Origin of the sequence: Nitrosomonas aestuarii (assembly GCF_003046585.1) — a bacterium.
Taxonomy (GTDB): domain Bacteria; phylum Pseudomonadota; class Gammaproteobacteria; order Burkholderiales; family Nitrosomonadaceae; genus Nitrosomonas; species Nitrosomonas aestuarii.
The window spans coordinates 48,978-69,263 of sequence record NZ_QAAE01000012.1; the positions used below are offsets into that span (position 1 = coordinate 48,978).

A 20,286-nucleotide genomic window follows, 5' to 3' on the forward strand; every position below is an offset into this window, starting at 1 on the left:
TTGTTTGAGTATTGATGAAAATTGCCATTGCACAGAGCAATTTTACCGTCGGTGATATTGACGGTAATGTTGCAAAAATAATCAATGCGACTGAGCAGGCAATAAAAGCCGGCGCTGAATTGATTGTTACACCTGAATTGGCCTTGTCGGGCTATCCACCGGCCGATCTGTTGCTGCGCGAGACATTCTATGTGGCCTGTGCCGAAGCCTTAAGTGACCTGGTGCAGAAAATATCCGGAATTACATTGGTTATCGGACACCCGGATTTTCAGGATGGCAAATTATATAATTCAGCTTCGGTCATTCAAGATGGACAGATAATTGCAAATTATCATAAGCATATTCTGAATAGAGCACCTTTCTTTAATGAGTATTATTACTTTGATAAAGGCACCACATCCTGTCGGTTTGAAGTAGCCGGCGTAAAATTCGGTATTCTGATTTGTGCGGATTTTTGGCAATCGCGCACAGTGGCTGATGATGTGACATTGATTGACGCTGAGATTGATCATTTGCTGGTACTGAGCGCTTCTGCTTATCATATAGACAAACAGGTTTCCCGTTACCAGTTAACCCAGCAGTTTATCCAGAAAACAGGCGTCAGTGTGATTCATGCCAATCTGGTGGGTGGGCAGGATGAATTGGTTTTTGATGGTGCATCTTTTGTCATGGATAGTGAAGGGATATTGACGCATCAGTTTACAGAATTCAGAGAAGAGCTGGGTGTGGTGGAAACTGAAGATAAAGCGCCAGTAAACGGTTATATTGAACCGCATTTGTCGAGAGAAGCCAGCATTTATCAGGCATTATGCATGGGTGTCAGGGACTATATTGAAAAGAACAATTTTCCGGGGGTGCTTATTGGTTTGTCGGGCGGTATCGATTCAGCGTTGACATTAGCCATTGCGGTGGATGCGTTGGGTGCTGATAAAGTACAAACGGTCATGATGCCCACACAATATACATCCGGCATTAGTCTGGAAGATGCCGGCAATATGGCTGAAAAACTTGGTGTTAAGCATAATCAAAGCCTGATTAAGCCATTACTGGACCATTTTTTATTGACGCTCGAAAATGACTTCCAGATTCTACCTGAAAGTACCTATATCAGCACCGTACCTGAAAATCTGCAGGCCCGTATACGGGGTGTTTTGCTAATGGCGCTATCCAATCATACAGGATCAATTGTGCTGACGACGGGAAATAAATCGGAATTAGCCGTCGGTTACTGCACGTTATACGGTGATATGGTGGGTGGTATTGCAGTCTTGAAAGATATCAGCAAGACCATGGTTTATCAGCTTTGTGAATATCGTAATCAAATTACAGAAATAATCCCGAAACGAATTATTGAACGTGATCCCTCAGCTGAGTTACGTTATAACCAGACAGATCAGGACAGTTTGCCGCCTTATGAAGTACTTGATGCGGTCATGGAGGCTTATGTTGAAAATAATCTCTCGCCTGCGGAAATTATCGAAAAAGGCTTCAACGAAACCGATGTTCAGCGCATTATCCAGCTTATCAAACTGAATGAGTATAAGCGTCGTCAGGCGCCGCCCGGTATCCGCATTACGCAATGTGATTTTGGTACGACCTGGCGGCATCCAATTACGAATGGATTTGAGCAATGATCTTGGCTTTGGCTTGTGGCGAAGTGTGTTATGTTGCTGGTAAGGTCAGCTATATGAGATCAGGCGCCCTCTATGTGTGATCAAACTATAATTCATTTTTCTTTGCGGATACAATTTCTTGAAATTTGCTAGAATTCACTAAAGCGGTCACAACACGTTCAGCCTGTTTCTGGCTGCCCTTATCGGTAAAATGTACTGAGTCGTTAAAATGAATCGGATCACCCGGAATATCGTGTTCGCGTTCAATGAGCAGTGCGCCGGTTTTTTCTGCAACTTCACGGATAATCTGATTATATTGCTTAAAACCAGCCAACAGATCATCCGCAGACAGATAAGGCATGTAATAGCGTGCAGATATCATGGCGTCTTCTTGTTGCTCTATTGTCATCCCATCTCGAAGGTGGATAGAAAAAGTCATCAATGCCACCAAATTAGCACCATTCTTATATGCAACATACACTAGTTTTTCTAAATTTTGACGGAATTCATCGCCAATCGATTGTGGGTCCACCTTTAATAGTTCAGTTTCAGAAGGTGCCTGTAACATCAATAGGGTTACATTTTTTTGAACAAGATGCCAGAGTAGAGAGTAACGCCCAAGCCAGCTTTCCTCTGCAGCCAAATTAGTACGCTCAATACCTGCGGCTTCTGCCAAGGCCCGTGTTTCACTCGATAAATCATTGGTGGCATGATAGATTATTACTATATCAGGCTGTAGCGGTACTACCCGCTTTTCCAGATTAATCAGCGATGTGTCCGTTGTATAACCCGGCACCCCAGCATTGATATAGTCTACAGATAACCCAGGTATACTGGATTTAAGTCTGTGACTGGTTATATCTGACCAGACCATATCATTATTACTAACTTCAGCACAATATGTTGTCGAAGCGCCAATAAAACCGATCCGTAACCGATTATCGGGTTTGGGCATTTCAATTTCAGGACCACGAAAACCCATGCTGTTGATACTGATGGATGCTGTTTTCATACTCGGTAACGGTGTATATAACCCACTGTGCTTGTCGAAATGGAGATCCGTTACGCCGTGAAAAGTACCGTACTTGATATACTGACGGACCCTGACTATTCCTTCAGCAGCTAAAATCAGTGTGAGTATGACAACTAACACTAAAATAAAGCTGAGTACTGTCTTGCTTCTATTGTTCAGTATCATCGTCTAGCTGATTAGAAAAGGGTATAAATAAACGGAGCAACTGCTGAACCCTGGGCAAGAACCAATAACCCACCAAGCAGTACAAGAATTACAAAAATTGGTAGCAGCCAGAATTTTTTCCGCTCCTTCATGAATGCCCACAGGTCTTTAATTAGATCTAACATCAGAAAAGTTTCTCCATATTTTCATGTTTGGGTGATTTTGATGGAACGCGGTATGTCCCAACTGTTTGATCCAGCTTGCGCCGCATCGGATCATTAAAGATGCGCATAATCAGGCCAACTGGCAGGAATAGTAGAAAGAAAATCAAACCGAGAATGATGCGTGTATTTATCCAGCCGAGCATCTCCGCAAATCGCATCCAGATTTTGTATACTGGACGAAGTGAAGCTGGCGCGATCAGGGCCATAGTAGTGAGAATGGCGGCTGCAATCAACGGCCATGTTGGCCAGGCAAAACCCCAGATCCACGGAATAAGCAATCCAAAAAAAAGTACCAACATACCAGCAGTAACAAATCCGAATTTGCGTAATTCTGCAGGGGTTATTTGATGATTTATTAATGACATTGTGCTTCCCTCATTTTTAATCCAACTCAAATTCGTCCATCCAGGATTTATCTTTTTCAATTTTTGGTTGATCTGATTTCGCCATTAAAAAATTTTCGATTACAAGGTAATCCATTTCTGTGCGCATAAAGCAACGATAGGCGTCTTCGGGTGTGCATACAATGGGTTCGCCTCGTACATTAAAAGAAGTATTGACCAAAACACTGCAGCCTGACTGTGCTTTGAATGCTGAAACCAGTTGATAGTAGCGTGGGTTTGTTTCAGGATGAATAGTTTGAATTCTGGCCGAGTAATCAACATGTGTAATCGCTGGAAGTTCTGAACGCGGGATATTGAGTTTTTCGATGCCAAACAACTTTTCTTGTTCTTTAGTCATCGGTGTTCTGATTTCTTCTGTAACAGGTGCCACTAGCAACATGTATGGACTCGGCCGATCATGCTTAAAATACTTGTTAACATCTTCGATCAATACAGAAGGTGCAAATGGCCTGAAAGATTCGCGGTATTTTATTTTAAGATTCATTTGTGATTGCATTTTGGTCGAACGTGGATTACCTATAATTGAACGGCCACCCAGTGCGCGTGGACCAAACTCCATTCGTCCTTGAAACCAGCCTACTACATTATCATTATCAAGTATTTCTGCTAATTGAGGCATCAGCGCTTTATCTTCGAGTATCTTGTAGACTGCCCCAACTTTGTCGAGACGCGCGTGAATTTCTTCTCGTTCAAAATGCGGGCCAAGGTATGAGCCTTGCATACTATCTGAACTGTTTAACTTACGCTCGCCGTTATGCAAATCATGCCAGACAGCCAAGGCTGCTCCCAGTGCGCCACCCGCATCACCTGCTGCAGGTTGAATCCAGATATCGTCAAATATACCGGCGCGTAACAGCTCACCATTTGCCACACAGTTGAGCGCAACACCGCCCGCAAGACAAAGATACTGACAGTCGGTTTCTGCTCTTATAGTTTTAGCCAGGCGAAGCACAACCATTTCAGTTACTTTTTGAATAGAAGCAGCGATATCCATTTCTCTCTGGGTAATCTCGCTTTCTGATTTACGCGGTGGAGCACCAAAAAGATTATCAAACTTTTTGTTGGTCATGGTGAGACCTGTACAATAATTGAAATAATCCATGTTCAGACGGAAAGTGCCATCGTCTTTTAGGTCAAGCAGATTATCTAGAATAAGATCGACGTATTTTGGTTCGCCATAAGGTGCCAAGCCCATTAGCTTGTACTCACCCGAATTGACCTTGAAGCCGGTGTAATAAGTAAATGCTGAGTAAAGCAGGCCCAGGGAGTGTGGAAAATCAATTTCCCATTTGGCTTCCAGGGTTTTTCCGTCACCTACCCAGACTGTTGTCGTTGACCATTCACCTACGCCATCCAGGCATAGAACAGCTGCTTTATTGTATGGGCTTGGAAAAAAAGCAGAAGCTGCATGAGACTGGTGATGCTCCGCAAACAATAATTTGGGAAGTTCTGTAATTTTAACCTTACCGAGTGCGGCTAATTCCCTTTTTAAAGTACTTTTAAGGTAAAGTTTTTCTTTAAGCCAAATCGGCATGGCTGCAATGAAAGAGCGAATGCCATTGGGTGCGTAGGAAAGATAAGTTTCAATCAAGCGCTCAAATTTGACTAGAGGCTTATCATAAAACACAACTTCATCAATGTCGGCCATTGTAATGCCTGCTTCACCAAGACAGTAGCGAATCGCATTTTCAGGAAAGCGTGCATCATGTTTCTTTCTTGAGAATCGCTCTTCCTGGGCAGCAGCAATAATATTGCCATCAATTACCAAAGCTGCAGCACTGTCGTGGTAGTAAGCTGACAATCCCAGAATTTTTGTTGCGTGGCTCATAACTAAACTCTAATTAAAATTAAGATGTAAAAAGGCCTATAAATAAGTATGAAAGCAATATTCATGCCGTTTGCATTATGTCATTACTATTAGGAAGTTAGGCGACATTTATTTTTGTTTTCCAGTAAGTGTAATATATTCCGACACAAAATGTTTTTTATCTTGGAGATTTTGGGAGTGGCTTGCCTGAGGACTCTGAGCGTATGTATGAATGGGTGAGGTTAGGTTATGTTTGTAAGAAGCTAATAGAAATTCGCCAATGAGGAATTATAAGTGGGCAGTACTGTCTGTCACTCAATCAATTTGACAAAAAACTGGGACAGTATGTGAAGTCTGATAAAGCTATCAGTAAAATTTCACGTGCCTAGAGAAGAAGCGTAAAGATGGTTGTTAAAATGAGATTTGAACTATTGCACACGCGGAGTATATCCAGGTTCTATGAATCATCATGTGTTTCCTTCCATGAGATAGCGCGGTAATCAAAGCCATTCTGGATTGTCGGCTTGACAATGTCAAAAAAAGGCGAAATGTCAAAATCGCGTGGTGTAATCAGGCTGTGGTGGCGGATATGATAAATTTCCGCATAGCATTCAGCAGATTCTGGATCATTCAGCCACTCACGTTTTATTTCTGGTAATACTGGATACGATACCGACTGAAATGCCTGTGCAATCAGTGTGGAACAAATTGCGCGGGTGGGGTCTCCGCTACCTAGTGTCAGCAGGCGTCGGCGCAATCGGGTCGGTACGGGTGCTACTGGAAAAAGGTAGCGCGCCAGATCAAAAACATTCTTTAAGTCATAATGATGACCGATACGGTTGATGACATAGTTCACCACACGTTTCCGGTCCTCTATGTTTAAACCGACTGGACGACAGATACGTGTATTTAGATGTGCGTAATGTGCCAGCGTCACTGCACGAACGCCCTCTTTCAGATCGGCTTCCACCAATACAAGCGGCATTTGCCAGGATTCCCGCGCCGGGAGCACGTCACCGCCTATATAGATTGCTGCATGCGACCAGGTTGATTGGGTTAGATATTTGATGGGGACGCTTAAACGCGTGTTCCCGTCGACGAGTAAAACATCAGCAGGCTGTAAAGTGGCGTTAAGTAACTCCTGACTAGCCGTGGCAATGTGGGTGGTTTTTTTGAGTGGTGAAGTCAGGTACTGCGCTATCCAGTTTCCTGCAATTCTAGTCAGCCAGCCCATGAAAACCGGATACCCTGTTTAAAGTAAATGATAAATGCATCAGACAGATTTTCGTTCTTTCATTATGCATGTAGAGTTATTGAATAATAAAGAAACGAGCATGTAACTTTTCTGAGTATAAATGAATAGCTTCGTTTGGTGCATTGACAGGAAGTTCAATGCATATGCAACTGCTGCGATCGAAGTTACAGTCATTTATTCAGTATGCCGAATGTTACGGTACCGTTCGTCTGCATAGAGCCGCAAAATAAATTTGCCGGCTGGCGTTTGACGCATGGCGCTGATTGTTTCCTGCAATTCTTGAGGAAATTCCTCAAAAGATGGGATGGGGCCTTGCTCAAATTGATCACCGCCATAATTTGCAGGCAGTACCAGAGGCGCACCGCTTACGGCAAAAGCAAGATCAGCTGCGGTGAGCTTTTCACCATAGAGGTATTTTCGACCATCTGCAAGCAGATGATCCACTTCCTGAAAGATTGTCTGGATGGTTTTCAGTGCTTCATCGGCAGTTGCCTTATCCAGTTTTTGCGATTTCCATATTAACTTTTCGGGAATACGATACCAGTGTTTGACAAAGAACCGTTCAAACCAGGGGCTGCCGAGGGTAAGCGGTCGAATCATGATGTCTTTGTACGGTAAAAGATTGGTGTAGGCCCACTTGACAACAGCACCGCCCAAGTCTGAATTATAGCGCTTCCAGCTGATTTCCATGTCGCTGGCAAGTGTATCCGGAATTAATTTAAATTCAGGAAGCGCCTGGGCGTTGAAATGATCGATGACTGCGCGCACGCTGGTCAGCTTTGTTTCACCAACCCGGCATAATATAAGACTTTTTCCACCGTAAAGCTTGTTGAGCAGAAAATAGAAGGGTGCCGTATGTCTGTTTTCTTTGAAATCAATTCCGTAGTGGAAAAGAACCCAGCGATTTAATTCGGCATCGGCGCTGGGTGAGAATGAAAGTACTGTGACAGATTTTTTATCGTTTGGCATCGTTTGTTTTTTAATAGCTTAATTATCATATTCAATTTCGAGACTGACCGGAAAGGGTTCTTCGACTTTCATATCAGAGACACGGCGCAAGGTATTCTGTTTTAAGACTGCCTTTATAATTCCGGGAATCTGCGTGAGATTGATGTATTGGCCGAAGCAGGTATGCAAACCAAAGCCGAAATGCATATAGCTATAGGCAGGGCGGTCAAGGCGGAATTCCTTGGGCTTCTGAATCTTGCGTTTATCCATCATGGCTGATTGAGTTGCGGCCAGAACTACCGTTCCTTTCGGTATTTTTGTCGATCTTAGTGTCCCTCTGGCAACGACATAATCTTCCGCACAGATGCGTTGAATACCCGCTGCAAACGGATTCAGGCGAAGGCTTTCCTGTACAAACTGAATCAATTTTTTGTCATCGTCGACGCGGGCGGCCTGTTGCGCCTGGACCATTAATTCGGGATTGTTAAACAGATGATTGAGGGTAACGGCGACACATTTTGATGTCGTTGGAATAGCGCCGATAATCAAGCCGATCAGATTGTTACGAATGTCCGTATCCTGCATGCCGGGCATTCCTGCATCCTGCAGTTTCAAGCATCTTCCGAGAACATCATCTTTTGCAACTTGATTTGCTTTTCTGTCGGCAATGACCTGATCCAGGTAACTGCGCGTTTGCTCGGCAGCCTTCAGCGCTTTTTCTTCAACTTCCGGGTCGTCGGGGTAAAACAGATATTGAAACATAATGGTCGCCGCATCGGTAAATTCGGACTCATTCCAACCGGGCGTGCCGAAATATTCACCTATGAGGCGTGTCGGTACGACGCGCGTTAATTGTTGCACAACATCCATTCTACCTGTCGTGTTTTTTAGAATTTCATGACTTGTTCGGTCGACAAACGGTTTGACGATTGTGTCAATATCTTCTCTGCGTGCCGCAATACGCATGTTGGATACATCGCGTGTATATTGTTCAGTATTTTGCATGCCCAGAAAAAAATTGCTGCCGCCGGTGACTTTATGCATTTTCTCGGCGTATGGTACCTGAAATATCCAATCACGATCCAGGACTTCGGTGACATCGTCAAAGCGGGTCACCACCGCATTTTTTTTGATCACGACCGTTGGCTTGACCGTACGAAGGATTGAAAAAACCAGATCCAGATGTTTCAAAACCAATTCGGTCAGTTTGTTACGGATTGTATTTTCTGTTGCCATGATTAGATCTCGGTAAAAATGATTTGTAGGATAATTCTGACTGAATGCCGGCTCTTATCATTGTTAAAGTCGTCGGCTGGCATTAAAAAATATTGCGTTCATGGCATACTTAACAGTCTGCTAGGTCGGGTCGACCATGCCCGCCGCAATCAATTTTAACGCCGTGATGCTTGGAATAAAAAAATAATCGCCGCCACGTGTTTCGACCAGACGTGGAATTTTACTGACAAAGTGCGGCGGTTTTCCCGATCCCGGTTCAACCTGCAGCACAACTTTGCCTGGGTTATTTGCGTCATGATTGCCTAGCAGGACTTCCTTATCATTGCCCTCTTTAAAATCATTGGCATAGTTTATCCATTGCTGCTGAATAAACTCAAATTGACGCTGAATATCCACATTTAGCGCCATAAAGATGATGCCGTGATTGCCATCGTCCCGGGTCGCATCCTTTACCTCGCCATAAGGCAAACCTCGACGCAGAATTCTGCGTCGATTAACCAGCGCCCCCGGCGTGTCGTAAGCATCCTTCACACCATACTCCAGTGACCCGCGTGGATTGATTCGGCGTATATGTGCGCTATAAGGGCATTTTGCGCCAGTAATGTCCTGGTTATACGTAAAGTCCGTCAGCATTTTTTTTCGACCGGCTTCATCGGCTTCAGCATACTGCTTATCCCATCTTTCCTTGCTCTCGTCGTCCGGTGCATTGACAATGGGAGCGCCATTGTCGCGCCAGCGGCCCGCGAATTTCGCTGCCAGCATCTCTTTGCTGCCCGGAAAATGCTTGCTTTGTTCTTCGAGAAAGCGGTTGAACGTGCCGATATTTTCGTGAAGCTTGCGATAAACCATGTAGGTGCCGTTAAGTGCAAGTAGCCAAGGGGCTGGCGCGGTTTGGGGGTACTCCATCGCTTCATCGACATGCCCCAGCAGAAATTCGCCGGTAGCCAGCGGTTCCCAATTGCCTTCGCGGGTTAATTTGCCTCGACCCAGAACGCGCGCGGATACATTGATCTGGCCCTCAAAAACAGGATCGCCGATACCATCTGTATAGCCGAAATGTTCTTTTGGCGTGGGTGTGCCGGTGGCATCATATAAGACACTGGCATCCTGATAAGGCAGATCATCCTCGCCATTTTCTCCGCGATGACCTGTTAATAGCGTAACGCCTCCGTCCGAAGCTTTGATCTGTTCTAGAACCCAGTCATATCTTTTTATAACTGCATCTATAGACTGCCCGTTGATGGATATCCATGCATGTACTTCTTCTTTCCAGATGTTGTCCCAGTTCTGGGGATCGCTGGGCCCGTCATCACCGAGTATGTCTTTGCGCTTGGCCATGCCCATTATAAAATCTTCCGGGAAACCTCTGAGAGAGGCCATCGGTAATTCAAGTGCTTTCAAACCGGCAAAAGTAAACGCAATATTAGTAGTGGCCTGTGGTTTGACGGCGGAATCCGTATCTTTCGATGATTTCTCCCAGGGAACGGCCGATGTCACTTTTGTCGTGATTGCGCCTACGAATTTACGGCCCTTGTCGCCTTTATCAATGCGTAAAAAAAGATAACGCGCTTTCTGATAATTGTATGCGCCATAAGCCTTGATGATATTGCCTTGTATATCTGTTAAATCTAGATTTTGTGTCATGTTTAAGCGCCCGGTTATCGTTGGTTTGTTGACAAATGATCGACTGCTACAGAGCAACGCAGTCAGCTATGGCGTGGATTGCCCGGGGAACCAGGATGGAGAAGACAGATTGTCCGGTTGAACACGTGCAATGAATGCCTTAAAAGCCTGTTGTATTTCGATAGCGCTTTTTCCTTGGTGCGCAACTGCGAATTTGGTGAATTCCTGTTTCAAATAGAGCGCTTTGAGTTGTTCCTGTAAAGAATCATCGGTTGATCCATTAAAAAACAAACTGGCGTCCAACTGGCATCTTTTAATATATTGAATGAAGCCGGCACAATCGGTTACGCGATCGAAGGCGACGCAATGTTCCCAGATATAACGGATATCACGTTGGTTGCCATCATGGTCTGTATACGACCACTTGTCCCATAAACCAGTCAGATAATCATCCAGGTCTCCATAAAAATTACTTGAAAAAACAAGATATTTGGATTTTAGATGGTCTCTGCGCGGTAATGATTTCTTGCGGGCTGAATCTGAAAAAAAAGACCAGATATCTGAAAAATTGAATACTGCATCATTGGCGGGCAATGACTCATAAAATACATCGTCCAGAATGAACAGGCGCGCCAGATAGGTATTGGGTACTTTGGATAAAGGGCTTTTTTCATGTATGGGCAAGCGTAAGCAACGTTCACGTGTCATATCGGCATATGAAGTTTCACCCATTGTGCCATTTTTAATTGGAGACAGCACCGTTAAAGCTGTTGCATTTCCACTTTTTGTAGCCATGATGAATTTTCCCTGAAAAAATTAGTGCGTCTGAGTTTGTTCGTATCGTTTCTTCACTTCATAAGACGATAAACTGACGATTGGCGTTGGTTTCATTTCACCAAGTTGCAGTTGCAGGTCATTAAGGAGCTTGTTGTAGTCTTTAAGAAAATCATCAGGTGCCTTATCACTGGAAACCGCATTAAAATCAATCAGTGCTTTTTTGACTTTTTTTGCGGATTTGACATCGTTGGATGCGGCCATGGGATAAGCATTATAGTAATGGGCCGTATCGATCTGATTATGCCGGATATAATCGTGAAACGGGGTCAGTGGCACTGATTTTGGGTATCGGACGTTCCATTTCCAGAATAAATCCAGTCCCGCGGGGATGGCGAATGTAAATGAATCCACGTATTGATCCCAGCTGCCATTAAAATTACTGAAGAAGAGCATGTATGCGTAATTGAGGTCTTCCTTCGGTTGGTTTTCGTCAAGACGTGGAAAAGCGTTTCGCGGGATGATTACCCAGCGTGCGTAATGGATAAGGGATAATGTGATCAGTCCTTTAAGGGTGGATGGGCGGTTCAGCGCAATTTTGAAAATTAATCGATTAATCCATACCATGTACCAACGTATTGGTGTAATTACATTCATGGCATAAGCCTTACCTGCTATATTTGACATAAAAGCTCCTTGGTAGGATTGATATGATAATTACTAGCTTACATTTTTACGCTATTTCTTATTTTGTTGATGTTAGAGACCATATAACAGAGTTTTAATACTAATTAACGCCAAAAACCGCATGCTTATCCCAGTGTCAGCAAGCTTTATGGGCGTTGATGCTTTTACTTTTATTATATAGAGCATTAAGACAACCAATTATTCTATTGAATTATCAGTATTCTTATTATGGCCGGAGAAATATTAATACGTATTAACCCATCGTGCAACAATTGTTGATTTCATAATAAATCACACAAGAAGATTTTTTGAGTGGTTAGGTTCGATCACAGGCTGAAAAAAATGTGTGGATTTAGCACTGTGTGTGAGGTATCGTTGGCAGTGTCAGTAAGTTGACTAAAATATGATGCCAATAAATAAAAAATGGACATTCAAATATTATGATTAAACTAATTAAAATACTTGTTATAAGTTTGTTGGTTCTTGAAATATTGTCAGCTTGTTCAACGGTACATAAACCAACGCAGACAGCCAGATCGGCAATTGAGCAATTGTTGCTAAGTGAAGCAGTAATAAAAAGTCTTCCCGATCAGCTTGAAAGCGCATTACCAATTCCTCAGGGTGCGAATGTCGTACTCGATACATCAGGAATTATCAGTGAAGACAAAGATATCGTACGCCAGATCATGGCTGGCTGGTTGGGAAAAAATGGTTATCATGTCATGGTCGGATGGTTTGGCGAGGAAGGTTATCACGTTCAAGGTGATATTAATAAGGCTACGCATCGTATTAACGTTATCGTGGGATCGCTTGGGACAGAGTTTGGAGAAACGTTTATTGGGGCACCGCCAATTCAGAGTGTTGTGATTCCTTTTGCTACTCCCGAACTGGCTTTATACAAAGCACAATACCAGACGGGATTTGTAAAATTATATTTCGATATTTACGAATTGCCGTCAAACCGATTTGTTGGCTCGACATCTCCATTCTTTGCTGAAACGCATTATAACGACTATACCGTGTTATTCTTATTTTCATTTAAGAAGACCGATCTAATATTGCCACCCAAACTTGGGTCTTTTGAGAAGACCGTTAAAGATCAAGCAAAAGATAAACCGTCACCCGAGGAACAGAAATAAAACAATCAAATTATTTTCACTCCCGAATCTCGGGATTGAATTAATATAAGTCAATAAACTAGGTGAAAGGTACGGTTTCGATTTTTTTGTGGAATTGAATTAGCTGAGATTATTCTGGAGTACTTTAAGTCCAGGATACCTGGATTTTTATTTTGTCGCGTGGTTTTTTATGTATTTGAATTCAGTAAAACCAATCTGACTGGCCTGCCGAAATTCAAACAATTTTATAAGAGTTGTTGAGTCATATATATTTCGCATTTTTTCGGTAAGTGATTCCGAAAAGGGATGTAAAGGTTTAGTAAAATTATCATGTGAGGTCTTCCAGGAAACGACTCAATATTGTTTTGCCGACGTGTGGCATGACAACAACATGTGCGTAGGGAACACTCTGATCGTTTTGTTTCAATCCAATAGTGGCAAGCGTATAACGATTGATTAGCCGGTCGGCTGGTTTTTTGAAATAAATAATTGTTGAGAGGTTATTGGCGCGTGTGGGCTCGAGGTGGGCGTAGTGTGTTTTCATTTCATTCAGCAAAAAATTTGCATTATCCATCATATTTTGAGCATCAATTGCTTGTCTGGAGAAATCGCTCTCCGAACTGAAGAAATGGAATTCGGCCGGTTTGACTGCATCGCGCGAACAAGTAATTGTGCCGGGTGTCTGCAGAATATATTCAGGGTCATGAATTTTTCCAAATTGCGCTTCAAATTCGTCAAAAATAGATTGTGTTGTAATGAACAATCCGGCCGGAGAGGGAAAACCGAAAAACTTATGACACGAAACAGCGATGGAATGATAACGTGCAGACTGATCAGGTGCTTGAGTATGCAATACTTCGTCTGCGAAAGGCGTATGTGGCAGGTAACCGCCAAACAATGCTGCATCAAGATGCAGATAAGAATCCCGTCCTTTTAACTTACTTTGAATGTCGTCAACTGGATCAACGGCGCCCTTGAATGTCGTGCCAATTGTTGCGACGACTAATGCAGGGTGGTCAGGATTGGCTTTTAGTTTCTGCTCGAGATCATTGACATCCATACAGCCGTCAGCTTGTGTATTGACAACCACCCACTCCAGATTCATTAGGTTCCTGAGAATCTGAATGGAATAATGCGCTTCCCGAGTGAAATAAATTTTGGGCATGATACCAGTGCGGCTTTTCAGTAATGTGCGACCGATATAAATACCATGCATGTTACTGTCGGTTCCGCTGTTGGTGAGAAAACCCCAGACTTGCTTGTGCGTGAAACCATAAATCGCGCCAAACCGTTCGATCAATTCTCTTTCAAAATCATGGGTATTAAAAAAGAAATGGCTGTGTTTGAAAGGATCGCCGACACTGTTAAAACTGAACTTGTTGAGTCCTGCTGCGTCCAGTTTTTGCCGCCAGTCAAAAAATGCAGGGGGCGGATAATTCATGTTAATGGGGTAACCCAGCATCGAAGTTCTTTGCCGGGTCAGTGCATGCAGTTTTTTGAGATCGGGAGATGGAGCATAATCCGGCCGTTCATTCGGCAGTGTTTGACCAGTCAATGCATTGGGTGAACAGGTGGCAACCAGTGTTGCTGCACCTGTCAGACCGAGAAATTTTCGACGTGTAATGGACATAGAAAAGAACGATTTAGAATTTTACGTTGATAAATTAATCAGGAAACATAAAAATTGCGCATCATGCCCATGTCTTCATGTTCCAGATTGTGACAATGATAAAGAAATAATCCTGTATAGTCCTGGAATGGCTTGATGATCTCAACTTCCTCGCCGGGCATGACAAGTACGGTATCTTTCCATCCATTGTGAATAAAACCTTCCTTGACAGTATCATAAATGTCGCTGTCTTTATTTGTTTTTCGCGACAAAATCTGGAATTGCTGGCCATGTAGATGTATCGGGTGGGGCAGGGCGCGCATCATGCCCATCATTCCCATGCCACGACCTCCACCACTCATACCATGTCTGCCGCCACCCATGCCACCATCATGAAAAATACGCATTTTCTGAATGGTATTGACAGGGATTTTTTCAATATCCAGATAATCATTCATTTTGAATGTTCTACCGTTGAGCTGGAACAACATTCGCCGCATGCCGATTGCAATTGGTATCGTTTTTTCAGGATTGGTCACATCTTTCGTGCCTAGGCGTGGCATGGAAACCAGTTTCTCGGGTAAGCGGGGGGAATCACTTATCTGCTCGGTAATATTGAATTTTACAACTGGAAAAGCATCGCCTTGCGCTAATTCTCCATGCATTCCACTCATTCTTCCTCTGCCCATCCCGCCCATTCCTCTCATGGGTAAACCGCCGCCTTGATATTCCAGGCTTTGCAGAGTGAGTTCTGAGCCCAGCTTGCGTCCACTAAAATCCATCCATAATTCAATACGTTCTGCGGGTGCCAGCATGAGATAAGGCATGGACTCGGGTTTTTCCAGCAAGCCGCCGTCAGTACCAATGATGGTTAGTGGCGTGCCGTCATCCCAGCCAAGTTTGTAAATCCGTGAATTGGAGCCATTTAGCAAGCGCAGACGGTAAGCGCGGGTTTTAACAGAGATTGTGCTGTTCGCCTGTCCGTTTACCAGAATCGTGTCGCCGAGAAAACCCATCATGCGCTGATGCATACCATGTAAATAATGTAATTGATTGCCCGCAGTAAAGCGGCGGTCTTGAATGATCAAGGGAATTTCATATTCGTCAGCGGGTAGTTCCAGCTTGTGCTCCATTTCGTCGCGAACGGTGATCAAACCGGAAAGACCCTGATATACCTGAGTGGCGGTCATGTCATGCGTATGTGCATGATACCAATAGGTTGCAGCGGGATTGTTGATCTCGAACTCGTAGACATATCGTTCCCCTTTGAAAATTTCGTACATAGGGTGACCGTCCATCTTTTGAGGTACATGCAAGCCGTGCCAATGGGTAATCACAGGTTCGGGTATCTGATTGTAAAAGAAAATGCGAACTTTCTGTCCCCGTTCAAAATTGAGTATTGGACCCAGATAACCCGGTAAGTTTTTGATGCTGTTAACGGGACCTCTTAACAGTTTGCCGCTGTATCTGAATACATGCGTCTCGGCGCCGGACAAAATAGGCACCTCTGCAGTTCGTGCATACAGTTCCAATTCAACATCCGGTTTAAAGTTTTTGTCGGGATCTTTGTTGATTTGTCTGTTCTCGGCCCAGCTTGGGCCGGGTATGGTTGAAGCCAGCGCGCTCCAGGCAGCGTAGTGAAGAAATTGACGTCTGGACAACTCGGGGTGTGACATGATGTGTCCTCCTTATGGCATTACATTCTGTCTGAGCGATTAAAAACGAACTGGTATTTCGAAGCGCAGGCATATTGATATTGTAGAATACAAATTTCAATTATTGTTTATTTTGATGTTAATCATGCTGTTTTGATTCGACTCAGGTCAATTTAATTTAATCCATTTTAATGGGTATTTTAAAATAGGAGACGCCATTATCTTCCTGCGGTGGTGTTTCACCAGCCCGAATATTGGTCTGTATTGATGGCAGTAGCAACACAGGTGCTTCAAGTGTTGCGTCTCTTTCGTTACGCATATTGATGAATACTTCTTCATCAATACAGTCATGGACATGAATATTATGGGCACGTTCTTCCGCAACAGTCGATTCCCAGGCTGGGGCACGTCCATTGGGTGGGTAGTCATGACACATAAACAACCGGGTCTCTGACGGAGAAGACAATATTTTTCGAATGGAACGATATAGATTATGCGCGTCACCACCCGGAAAATCGGCGCGCGCCGTACCAACATCCGGCATAAACAGCGTATCGCCGACAAAAACCGCATCATCAAATTGATACGCCATATCGGCAGGTGTGTGACCAGGTACAAAGAGTGCCTTGGCAGTTAGTTTCCCAACATTGAAAATTTCTTCGTCAGCGAATAAATAATCAAAATGATGACCATCAGGTATAAATTCATTGCCCAGATTAAACACTTTTTTGAAAGTTTCCTGGACTGCTGGGATGTTGTCGCCAATTGCTATTTTGCCGCCGAGTCTGTTTTTCAAATAATGTGCTGATGACAAGTGATCGGCGTGTGCGTGTGTTTCGAGTATCCACTCAACGGTCAATTGTTGAAGTTGAATAAAGTCAGTTAACTTGTCAGCAGATGTCGTACGGATACGCCCGGACCTGGGATCGTAATCCAGAACGGGATCAATGATCGCGCAGCTTCCAGTTAATTCGTCATAGACGACGTAGCTGATTGTCCCTGTAACAGAGTCAAAGAATGGGTTGATATTTGGGGGCATTATTAGCTCCATGAACATAAAGTTTGAAAATATGAAACACTTGACATCAATATATCAAAATATATAATATGTATCAATAATATATTATTATTTATATTTTTGATTGTTCTGTATTAAATTTAAATGAACCCGGCAATCTTCTGGGACTTTGCGAGATTAAGTTTAAAAAGGGTGCGAACATGATGAATAATTGGATTCAGTTGCCATGGTCTGCTCTGGCGGGGGGTGTATTAATTGGATTGGCAGCCGCCTTATTTTTACTATTGAATGGACGTATTGCGGGTATTTCCGGTATTACAGGCGGACTTTTCAGTTTGCGTCGGGGCGATGTGGGCTGGCGTGTAGCTTTTATTCTTGGACTGGGGATATCAACCTATATATGGCAGCAGTTCTTTTCGTTGCCAGCTGTGCAGATTGAGACAAACGAAGTGCTGCTGGTAATTGCGGGATTGTTAGTTGGTTTCGGAACGCGTTATGGTTCGGGTTGCACCAGTGGCCATGGCGTATGCGGGGTTGCCAGATTATCGCCACGTTCAATTGTTGCAACATTCACGTTTATGCTGACCGGATTTGCAATGGTTTATTTGTTGCGTCATGTGATTGCTTGAGGGTTGTTTGATTTTATTACTTGGTTTTGTTAATAAGTAAAAAAGAGTTGAGAATGAATAATTTGACTGCTTTATTTTCCGGCCTGATATTTGGATTTGGACTCATCTTGTCCGGTATGATCAATCCGGCAATCGTACTCGGTTTTTTGGATCTTGCCGGTGAATGGAATCCTGCGTTGTTATGGGTGATGGCTGGCGCGATCAGTATTTCGGCGATAGCCTTTCATGTTGCGGCCAAACATCAACGCACTTATCTGGGTTTATCTATCAGGTTGCCGTCATCACACACCATTGATAGACGCTTGTTAACTGGTAGTTTTATATTTGGTATAGGGTGGGGGGTTGCCGGTTTTTGTCCGGGGCCAGCGATGGTAATGGCCGGTAGCGGCAGTACAAAAGCTATTATTTTTACAATCGCTATGCTGGTGGGTATGGGGATTTTTGAAATGTGGCAACGTGGCAATAGATCAGTGGCATAGAGAGCGTTTATGAATATTTAAGAAAACAAAGAATATTAGATGTGAGTACAGATTTAGCGATGCACGACATAAAAGTTGTGCGCACGTCTGCGATGAAAGCGTGCGCAATTTTAAAAACGATGGCAAATGAAGATCGTCTTCTTATTTTGTGCCAGCTCAGTCAGGGCGCCAGAAATGTGGGAGAACTGGAATCATTGTTGGACATTCGCCAGCCAACCCTTTCTCAACAACTTACGGTTTTGCGTGAAGAAGGGCTTGTAGCTACTGAGCGCCAGGGTAAATACATATATTATAGTTTGGCTAGCCAGGAAGCCGTTTGTATCATGCAGACATTGTTTGAACTGTACTGTGATTGACATGCATAAGTGACCCTACGAAATAAGCAGTAATTGAATCTTGACAGGAGAGTCCAATGAGTATCGAAATTACCCGGCTTAATGAAAAAATATCGGTAACTGGTCAAATCAGCGTGGATGACCTGGCTGAAATAGCCGCATCCGGCTTCAAGTCAATCATTTGTAACCGGCCTGATTTTGAAGGAGGCGAGTATCAACCTACCAGCGAACAATTGGAAAAGGAGGCTAATAATCTGGGTATGACGTTTGTTTATTTGCCTGTTCGTTTGGGAGCAATATCAGAAGATCGCGGTGAGAAGTTTAGTAATCTAATGGCGGAGCTGCCAGGGCCTGTTTTGGCATTTTGCGGTTCCGGTAGACGCGCGACTGCGCTGTATGCAATGACACAGCCGTCTGCGAATGCAGAAGAAATACATCACTCAACTGTCGATGCGTGTAATTGGGGAAATGCATTTGATGTGGTTGTCGTAGGAGGTGGTTCCGCGGGTATCGGGGTTACGGCAAGCCTTCTTAAACGCCGTCCGGCGCTGCGTATTGCGATTATAGAACCCAGTGACAAACATTATTATCAGCCGGCATGGACGCTGGTAGGCGGCGGTGCGTACACTGCGGACGATACTGTGCGCAGGATGTCGGAGGTTATGCCCGAAAGTGCGGAATGGATACATGCGACAGCAGCGGGTTTTGACCCGGATAACAACCTGGTTCGGCTTGAGGATGGGCGCAAAATTGGTTATCTCCAGTTGATTGTTTGTCCGGGAATTCGTCTGGCATGGGAAAAAATTGAAGGTCTGGAAGATACGCTTGGCAGAAATGGTGTGACGTCGAACTACCGTTTTGATCTGGCGCCCTATACTTGGACACTGACGCAGGCGCTCAAAAAGGGGAAAGCATTGTTTACCCAGCCACCCATGCCTATTAAATGTGCCGGAGCACCGCAAAAAGCGATGTATCTGTCATGTGATTACTGGCAACAAACGGATTGTCTGGATGGCATCGAGGTTGAGTTTGATACAGCGGGCGCAGTGTTGTTCGGTGTTGCGGATTTTGTGCCTTCATTAATGAAATATGTCGAACGTTATAACGCCAAGCTCAACTTTAATTCCAATTTGATTAAAGTGGACGGTAGCAGTAGAACAGCCTATTTCGAAATCAAAGATGCTGATGGTAATATGCGTATTGAAGAAAAGCAATTCGACATGCTGCATGTTACACCGCCTCAAATGGCCCCGGATTTTTTGCGTAACAGTCCTTTGGCAGATGCTGCCGGTTTTTGTAAAGTGAATGAGAAAACATTGCAAAATCCAGATTATAAAAATGTTTTTTCTCTCGGTGATGCCTGTTCATCGCCAAATGCAAAAACAGCTGCTGCCGCGAGGAAACAGATTGTTGTTGTGGCTGAGAACTTGCTGGCAGACAAGGAAGATAAAGAGCCGCCATTGGTTTACGAAGGTTACGGGGCATGTCCGCTTACTGTTGAGAATGGTAAAGTTGTTCTGGCTGAATTTGGTTTTGGTGGTAAATTAATGCCGACATTTCCGTTAAAACCCTCGGTACCCAGGAAACTGTACTGGTTTTTCAAAACAACAGTTTTTCCCTGGCTGTACTGGAATGGTATGTTGAAGGGCAAAGAATGGCTGGCACACCCCCGTAAGATACGTTGAGTGCAATGAT

19 protein-coding genes are annotated in these 20,286 nt (G+C 43.9%); 6 read left to right on the forward strand and 13 right to left on the reverse strand.

Annotation, left to right across the window (positions count from 1 at the left end):
• The first annotated feature begins 14 nt into the window (after window positions 1-14).
• Complete coding sequence (locus tag C8R11_RS11015; RefSeq protein ID WP_107795736.1) at window positions 15-1,634, forward strand: NAD+ synthase; 1,620 nt, start codon at window positions 15-17, stop codon at window positions 1,632-1,634.
• Between the two features lie 85 nt (window positions 1,635-1,719).
• On the opposite strand, the gene C8R11_RS11020 is transcribed toward C8R11_RS11015, so the two are convergent.
• The 10 genes from C8R11_RS11020 to C8R11_RS11060 form a co-directional block, all read right to left on the reverse strand.
• Window positions 1,720-2,811, reverse strand: coding sequence for an SGNH/GDSL hydrolase family protein (locus C8R11_RS11020; RefSeq protein ID WP_107795737.1), 1,092 nt, complete (start codon window positions 2,809-2,811; stop codon window positions 1,720-1,722).
• A gap of 11 nt (window positions 2,812-2,822) precedes the next feature.
• The gene (locus C8R11_RS16475; RefSeq protein ID WP_219908586.1) at window positions 2,823-2,975 is read right to left on the reverse strand and encodes a DUF5989 family protein; all 153 of its coding nucleotides are present in this window, start codon (window positions 2,973-2,975) and stop codon (window positions 2,823-2,825) included.
• Entirely contained in the window at window positions 2,975-3,379 is a 405-nt protein-coding gene (locus C8R11_RS11025) for an SxtJ family membrane protein (RefSeq protein ID WP_107795738.1), read from the reverse strand. Before C8R11_RS11025 ends, C8R11_RS16475 begins: the two co-directional genes overlap by 1 nt.
• A 16-nt stretch (window positions 3,380-3,395) precedes the next feature.
• Entirely contained in the window at window positions 3,396-5,246 is a 1,851-nt protein-coding gene (locus C8R11_RS11030; RefSeq protein ID WP_107795739.1) for a carbamoyltransferase family protein, read from the reverse strand.
• A 436-nt stretch (window positions 5,247-5,682) separates the two neighbouring features.
• Window positions 5,683-6,459, reverse strand: a complete 777-nt coding sequence (locus C8R11_RS11035) for a YiiX/YebB-like N1pC/P60 family cysteine hydrolase (RefSeq protein ID WP_107795740.1) — start codon at window positions 6,457-6,459, stop codon at window positions 5,683-5,685.
• A 195-nt stretch (window positions 6,460-6,654) separates the two neighbouring features.
• Window positions 6,655-7,449, reverse strand: a complete 795-nt coding sequence (locus C8R11_RS11040) for a glutathione S-transferase family protein (protein WP_107795741.1) — start codon at window positions 7,447-7,449, stop codon at window positions 6,655-6,657.
• An 18-nt stretch (window positions 7,450-7,467) separates the two neighbouring features.
• The gene (locus C8R11_RS11045; RefSeq protein WP_107795742.1) at window positions 7,468-8,664 is read right to left on the reverse strand and encodes a cytochrome P450; all 1,197 of its coding nucleotides are present in this window, start codon (window positions 8,662-8,664) and stop codon (window positions 7,468-7,470) included.
• 120 nt (window positions 8,665-8,784) lie between these two features.
• Window positions 8,785-10,308: a Dyp-type peroxidase gene (locus C8R11_RS11050; RefSeq protein WP_107795743.1), complete on the reverse strand. Its 1,524-nt coding sequence runs from the start codon at window positions 10,306-10,308 to the stop codon at window positions 8,785-8,787.
• Between the two features lie 66 nt (window positions 10,309-10,374).
• Window positions 10,375-11,082, reverse strand: coding sequence for a hypothetical protein (locus tag C8R11_RS11055; RefSeq protein ID WP_107795744.1), 708 nt, complete (start codon window positions 11,080-11,082; stop codon window positions 10,375-10,377).
• A gap of 21 nt (window positions 11,083-11,103) precedes the next feature.
• Entirely contained in the window at window positions 11,104-11,748 is a 645-nt protein-coding gene (locus tag C8R11_RS11060; RefSeq protein ID WP_107795745.1) for a hypothetical protein, read from the reverse strand.
• 440 nt (window positions 11,749-12,188) lie between these two features.
• On the opposite strand from C8R11_RS11060, the gene C8R11_RS11065 reads away from it, so the two are divergent.
• Complete coding sequence (locus tag C8R11_RS11065; protein WP_244907641.1) at window positions 12,189-12,887, forward strand: hypothetical protein; 699 nt, start codon at window positions 12,189-12,191, stop codon at window positions 12,885-12,887.
• A 307-nt stretch (window positions 12,888-13,194) separates the two neighbouring features.
• On the opposite strand, the gene C8R11_RS11070 is transcribed toward C8R11_RS11065, so the two are convergent.
• The 3 genes from C8R11_RS11070 to C8R11_RS11080 form a co-directional block, all read right to left on the reverse strand.
• Window positions 13,195-14,496, reverse strand: a complete 1,302-nt coding sequence (locus C8R11_RS11070; RefSeq protein ID WP_107795747.1) for a pyridoxal-dependent decarboxylase — start codon at window positions 14,494-14,496, stop codon at window positions 13,195-13,197.
• Between the two features lie 38 nt (window positions 14,497-14,534).
• Window positions 14,535-16,151: a multicopper oxidase family protein gene (locus C8R11_RS11075; protein ID WP_107795748.1), complete on the reverse strand. Its 1,617-nt coding sequence runs from the start codon at window positions 16,149-16,151 to the stop codon at window positions 14,535-14,537.
• A gap of 157 nt (window positions 16,152-16,308) precedes the next feature.
• Window positions 16,309-17,169, reverse strand: coding sequence for an MBL fold metallo-hydrolase (locus C8R11_RS11080; RefSeq protein WP_107795749.1), 861 nt, complete (start codon window positions 17,167-17,169; stop codon window positions 16,309-16,311).
• 179 nt (window positions 17,170-17,348) lie between these two features.
• Here C8R11_RS11080 and C8R11_RS11085 point away from each other — a divergent pair, with 179 nt between their 5' ends.
• The 4 genes from C8R11_RS11085 to C8R11_RS11100 are packed head-to-tail and all read left to right on the forward strand — an operon-like array spanning window position 17,349 to window position 20,276.
• Entirely contained in the window at window positions 17,349-17,777 is a 429-nt protein-coding gene (locus tag C8R11_RS11085; RefSeq protein ID WP_107795750.1) for a YeeE/YedE family protein, read from the forward strand.
• Between the two features lie 53 nt (window positions 17,778-17,830).
• Complete coding sequence (locus C8R11_RS11090) at window positions 17,831-18,256, forward strand: DUF6691 family protein (RefSeq protein WP_107795751.1); 426 nt, start codon at window positions 17,831-17,833, stop codon at window positions 18,254-18,256.
• Window positions 18,257-18,315: 59 nt separating this feature from the next.
• Entirely contained in the window at window positions 18,316-18,612 is a 297-nt protein-coding gene (locus C8R11_RS11095) for an ArsR/SmtB family transcription factor (RefSeq protein ID WP_090698227.1), read from the forward strand.
• A 56-nt stretch (window positions 18,613-18,668) separates the two neighbouring features.
• Complete coding sequence (locus C8R11_RS11100; RefSeq protein WP_107795752.1) at window positions 18,669-20,276, forward strand: bifunctional protein tyrosine phosphatase family protein/NAD(P)/FAD-dependent oxidoreductase; 1,608 nt, start codon at window positions 18,669-18,671, stop codon at window positions 20,274-20,276.
• Window positions 20,277-20,286: the final 10 nt, after the last annotated feature.

Bases quoted from the DNA above. Each gene is read 5' to 3' on its own strand.
- C8R11_RS11025 (WP_107795738.1), bottom strand. From the start codon at position 3,379: ATGTCATTAATAAATCATCAAATAACCCCTGCAGAATTACGCAAATTC.
- C8R11_RS11045 (WP_107795742.1), bottom strand. From the start codon at position 8,664: ATGGCAACAGAAAATACAATCCGTAACAAACTGACCGAATTGGTTTTG.
- C8R11_RS11100 (WP_107795752.1), top strand. From the start codon at position 18,669: ATGAGTATCGAAATTACCCGGCTTAATGAAAAAATATCGGTAACTGGT.
- C8R11_RS11085 (WP_107795750.1), top strand. From the start codon at position 17,349: ATGATGAATAATTGGATTCAGTTGCCATGGTCTGCTCTGGCGGGGGGT.
- C8R11_RS11060 (WP_107795745.1), bottom strand. From the start codon at position 11,748: ATGTCAAATATAGCAGGTAAGGCTTATGCCATGAATGTAATTACACCA.
- C8R11_RS11035 (WP_107795740.1), bottom strand. From the start codon at position 6,459: ATGGGCTGGCTGACTAGAATTGCAGGAAACTGGATAGCGCAGTACCTG.
- C8R11_RS11020 (WP_107795737.1), bottom strand. From the start codon at position 2,811: ATGATACTGAACAATAGAAGCAAGACAGTACTCAGCTTTATTTTAGTG.
- C8R11_RS16475 (WP_219908586.1), bottom strand. From the start codon at position 2,975: ATGTTAGATCTAATTAAAGACCTGTGGGCATTCATGAAGGAGCGGAAA.
- C8R11_RS11090 (WP_107795751.1), top strand. From the start codon at position 17,831: ATGAATAATTTGACTGCTTTATTTTCCGGCCTGATATTTGGATTTGGA.
- C8R11_RS11065 (WP_244907641.1), top strand. From the start codon at position 12,189: ATGATTAAACTAATTAAAATACTTGTTATAAGTTTGTTGGTTCTTGAA.
- C8R11_RS11070 (WP_107795747.1), bottom strand. From the start codon at position 14,496: ATGTCCATTACACGTCGAAAATTTCTCGGTCTGACAGGTGCAGCAACA.
- C8R11_RS11075 (WP_107795748.1), bottom strand. From the start codon at position 16,151: ATGTCACACCCCGAGTTGTCCAGACGTCAATTTCTTCACTACGCTGCC.
- C8R11_RS11030 (WP_107795739.1), bottom strand. From the start codon at position 5,246: ATGAGCCACGCAACAAAAATTCTGGGATTGTCAGCTTACTACCACGAC.
- C8R11_RS11050 (WP_107795743.1), bottom strand. From the start codon at position 10,308: ATGACACAAAATCTAGATTTAACAGATATACAAGGCAATATCATCAAG.
- C8R11_RS11080 (WP_107795749.1), bottom strand. From the start codon at position 17,169: ATGCCCCCAAATATCAACCCATTCTTTGACTCTGTTACAGGGACAATC.
- C8R11_RS11055 (WP_107795744.1), bottom strand. From the start codon at position 11,082: ATGGCTACAAAAAGTGGAAATGCAACAGCTTTAACGGTGCTGTCTCCA.
- C8R11_RS11015 (WP_107795736.1), top strand. From the start codon at position 15: ATGAAAATTGCCATTGCACAGAGCAATTTTACCGTCGGTGATATTGAC.
- C8R11_RS11095 (WP_090698227.1), top strand. From the start codon at position 18,316: ATGCACGACATAAAAGTTGTGCGCACGTCTGCGATGAAAGCGTGCGCA.
- C8R11_RS11040 (WP_107795741.1), bottom strand. From the start codon at position 7,449: ATGCCAAACGATAAAAAATCTGTCACAGTACTTTCATTCTCACCCAGC.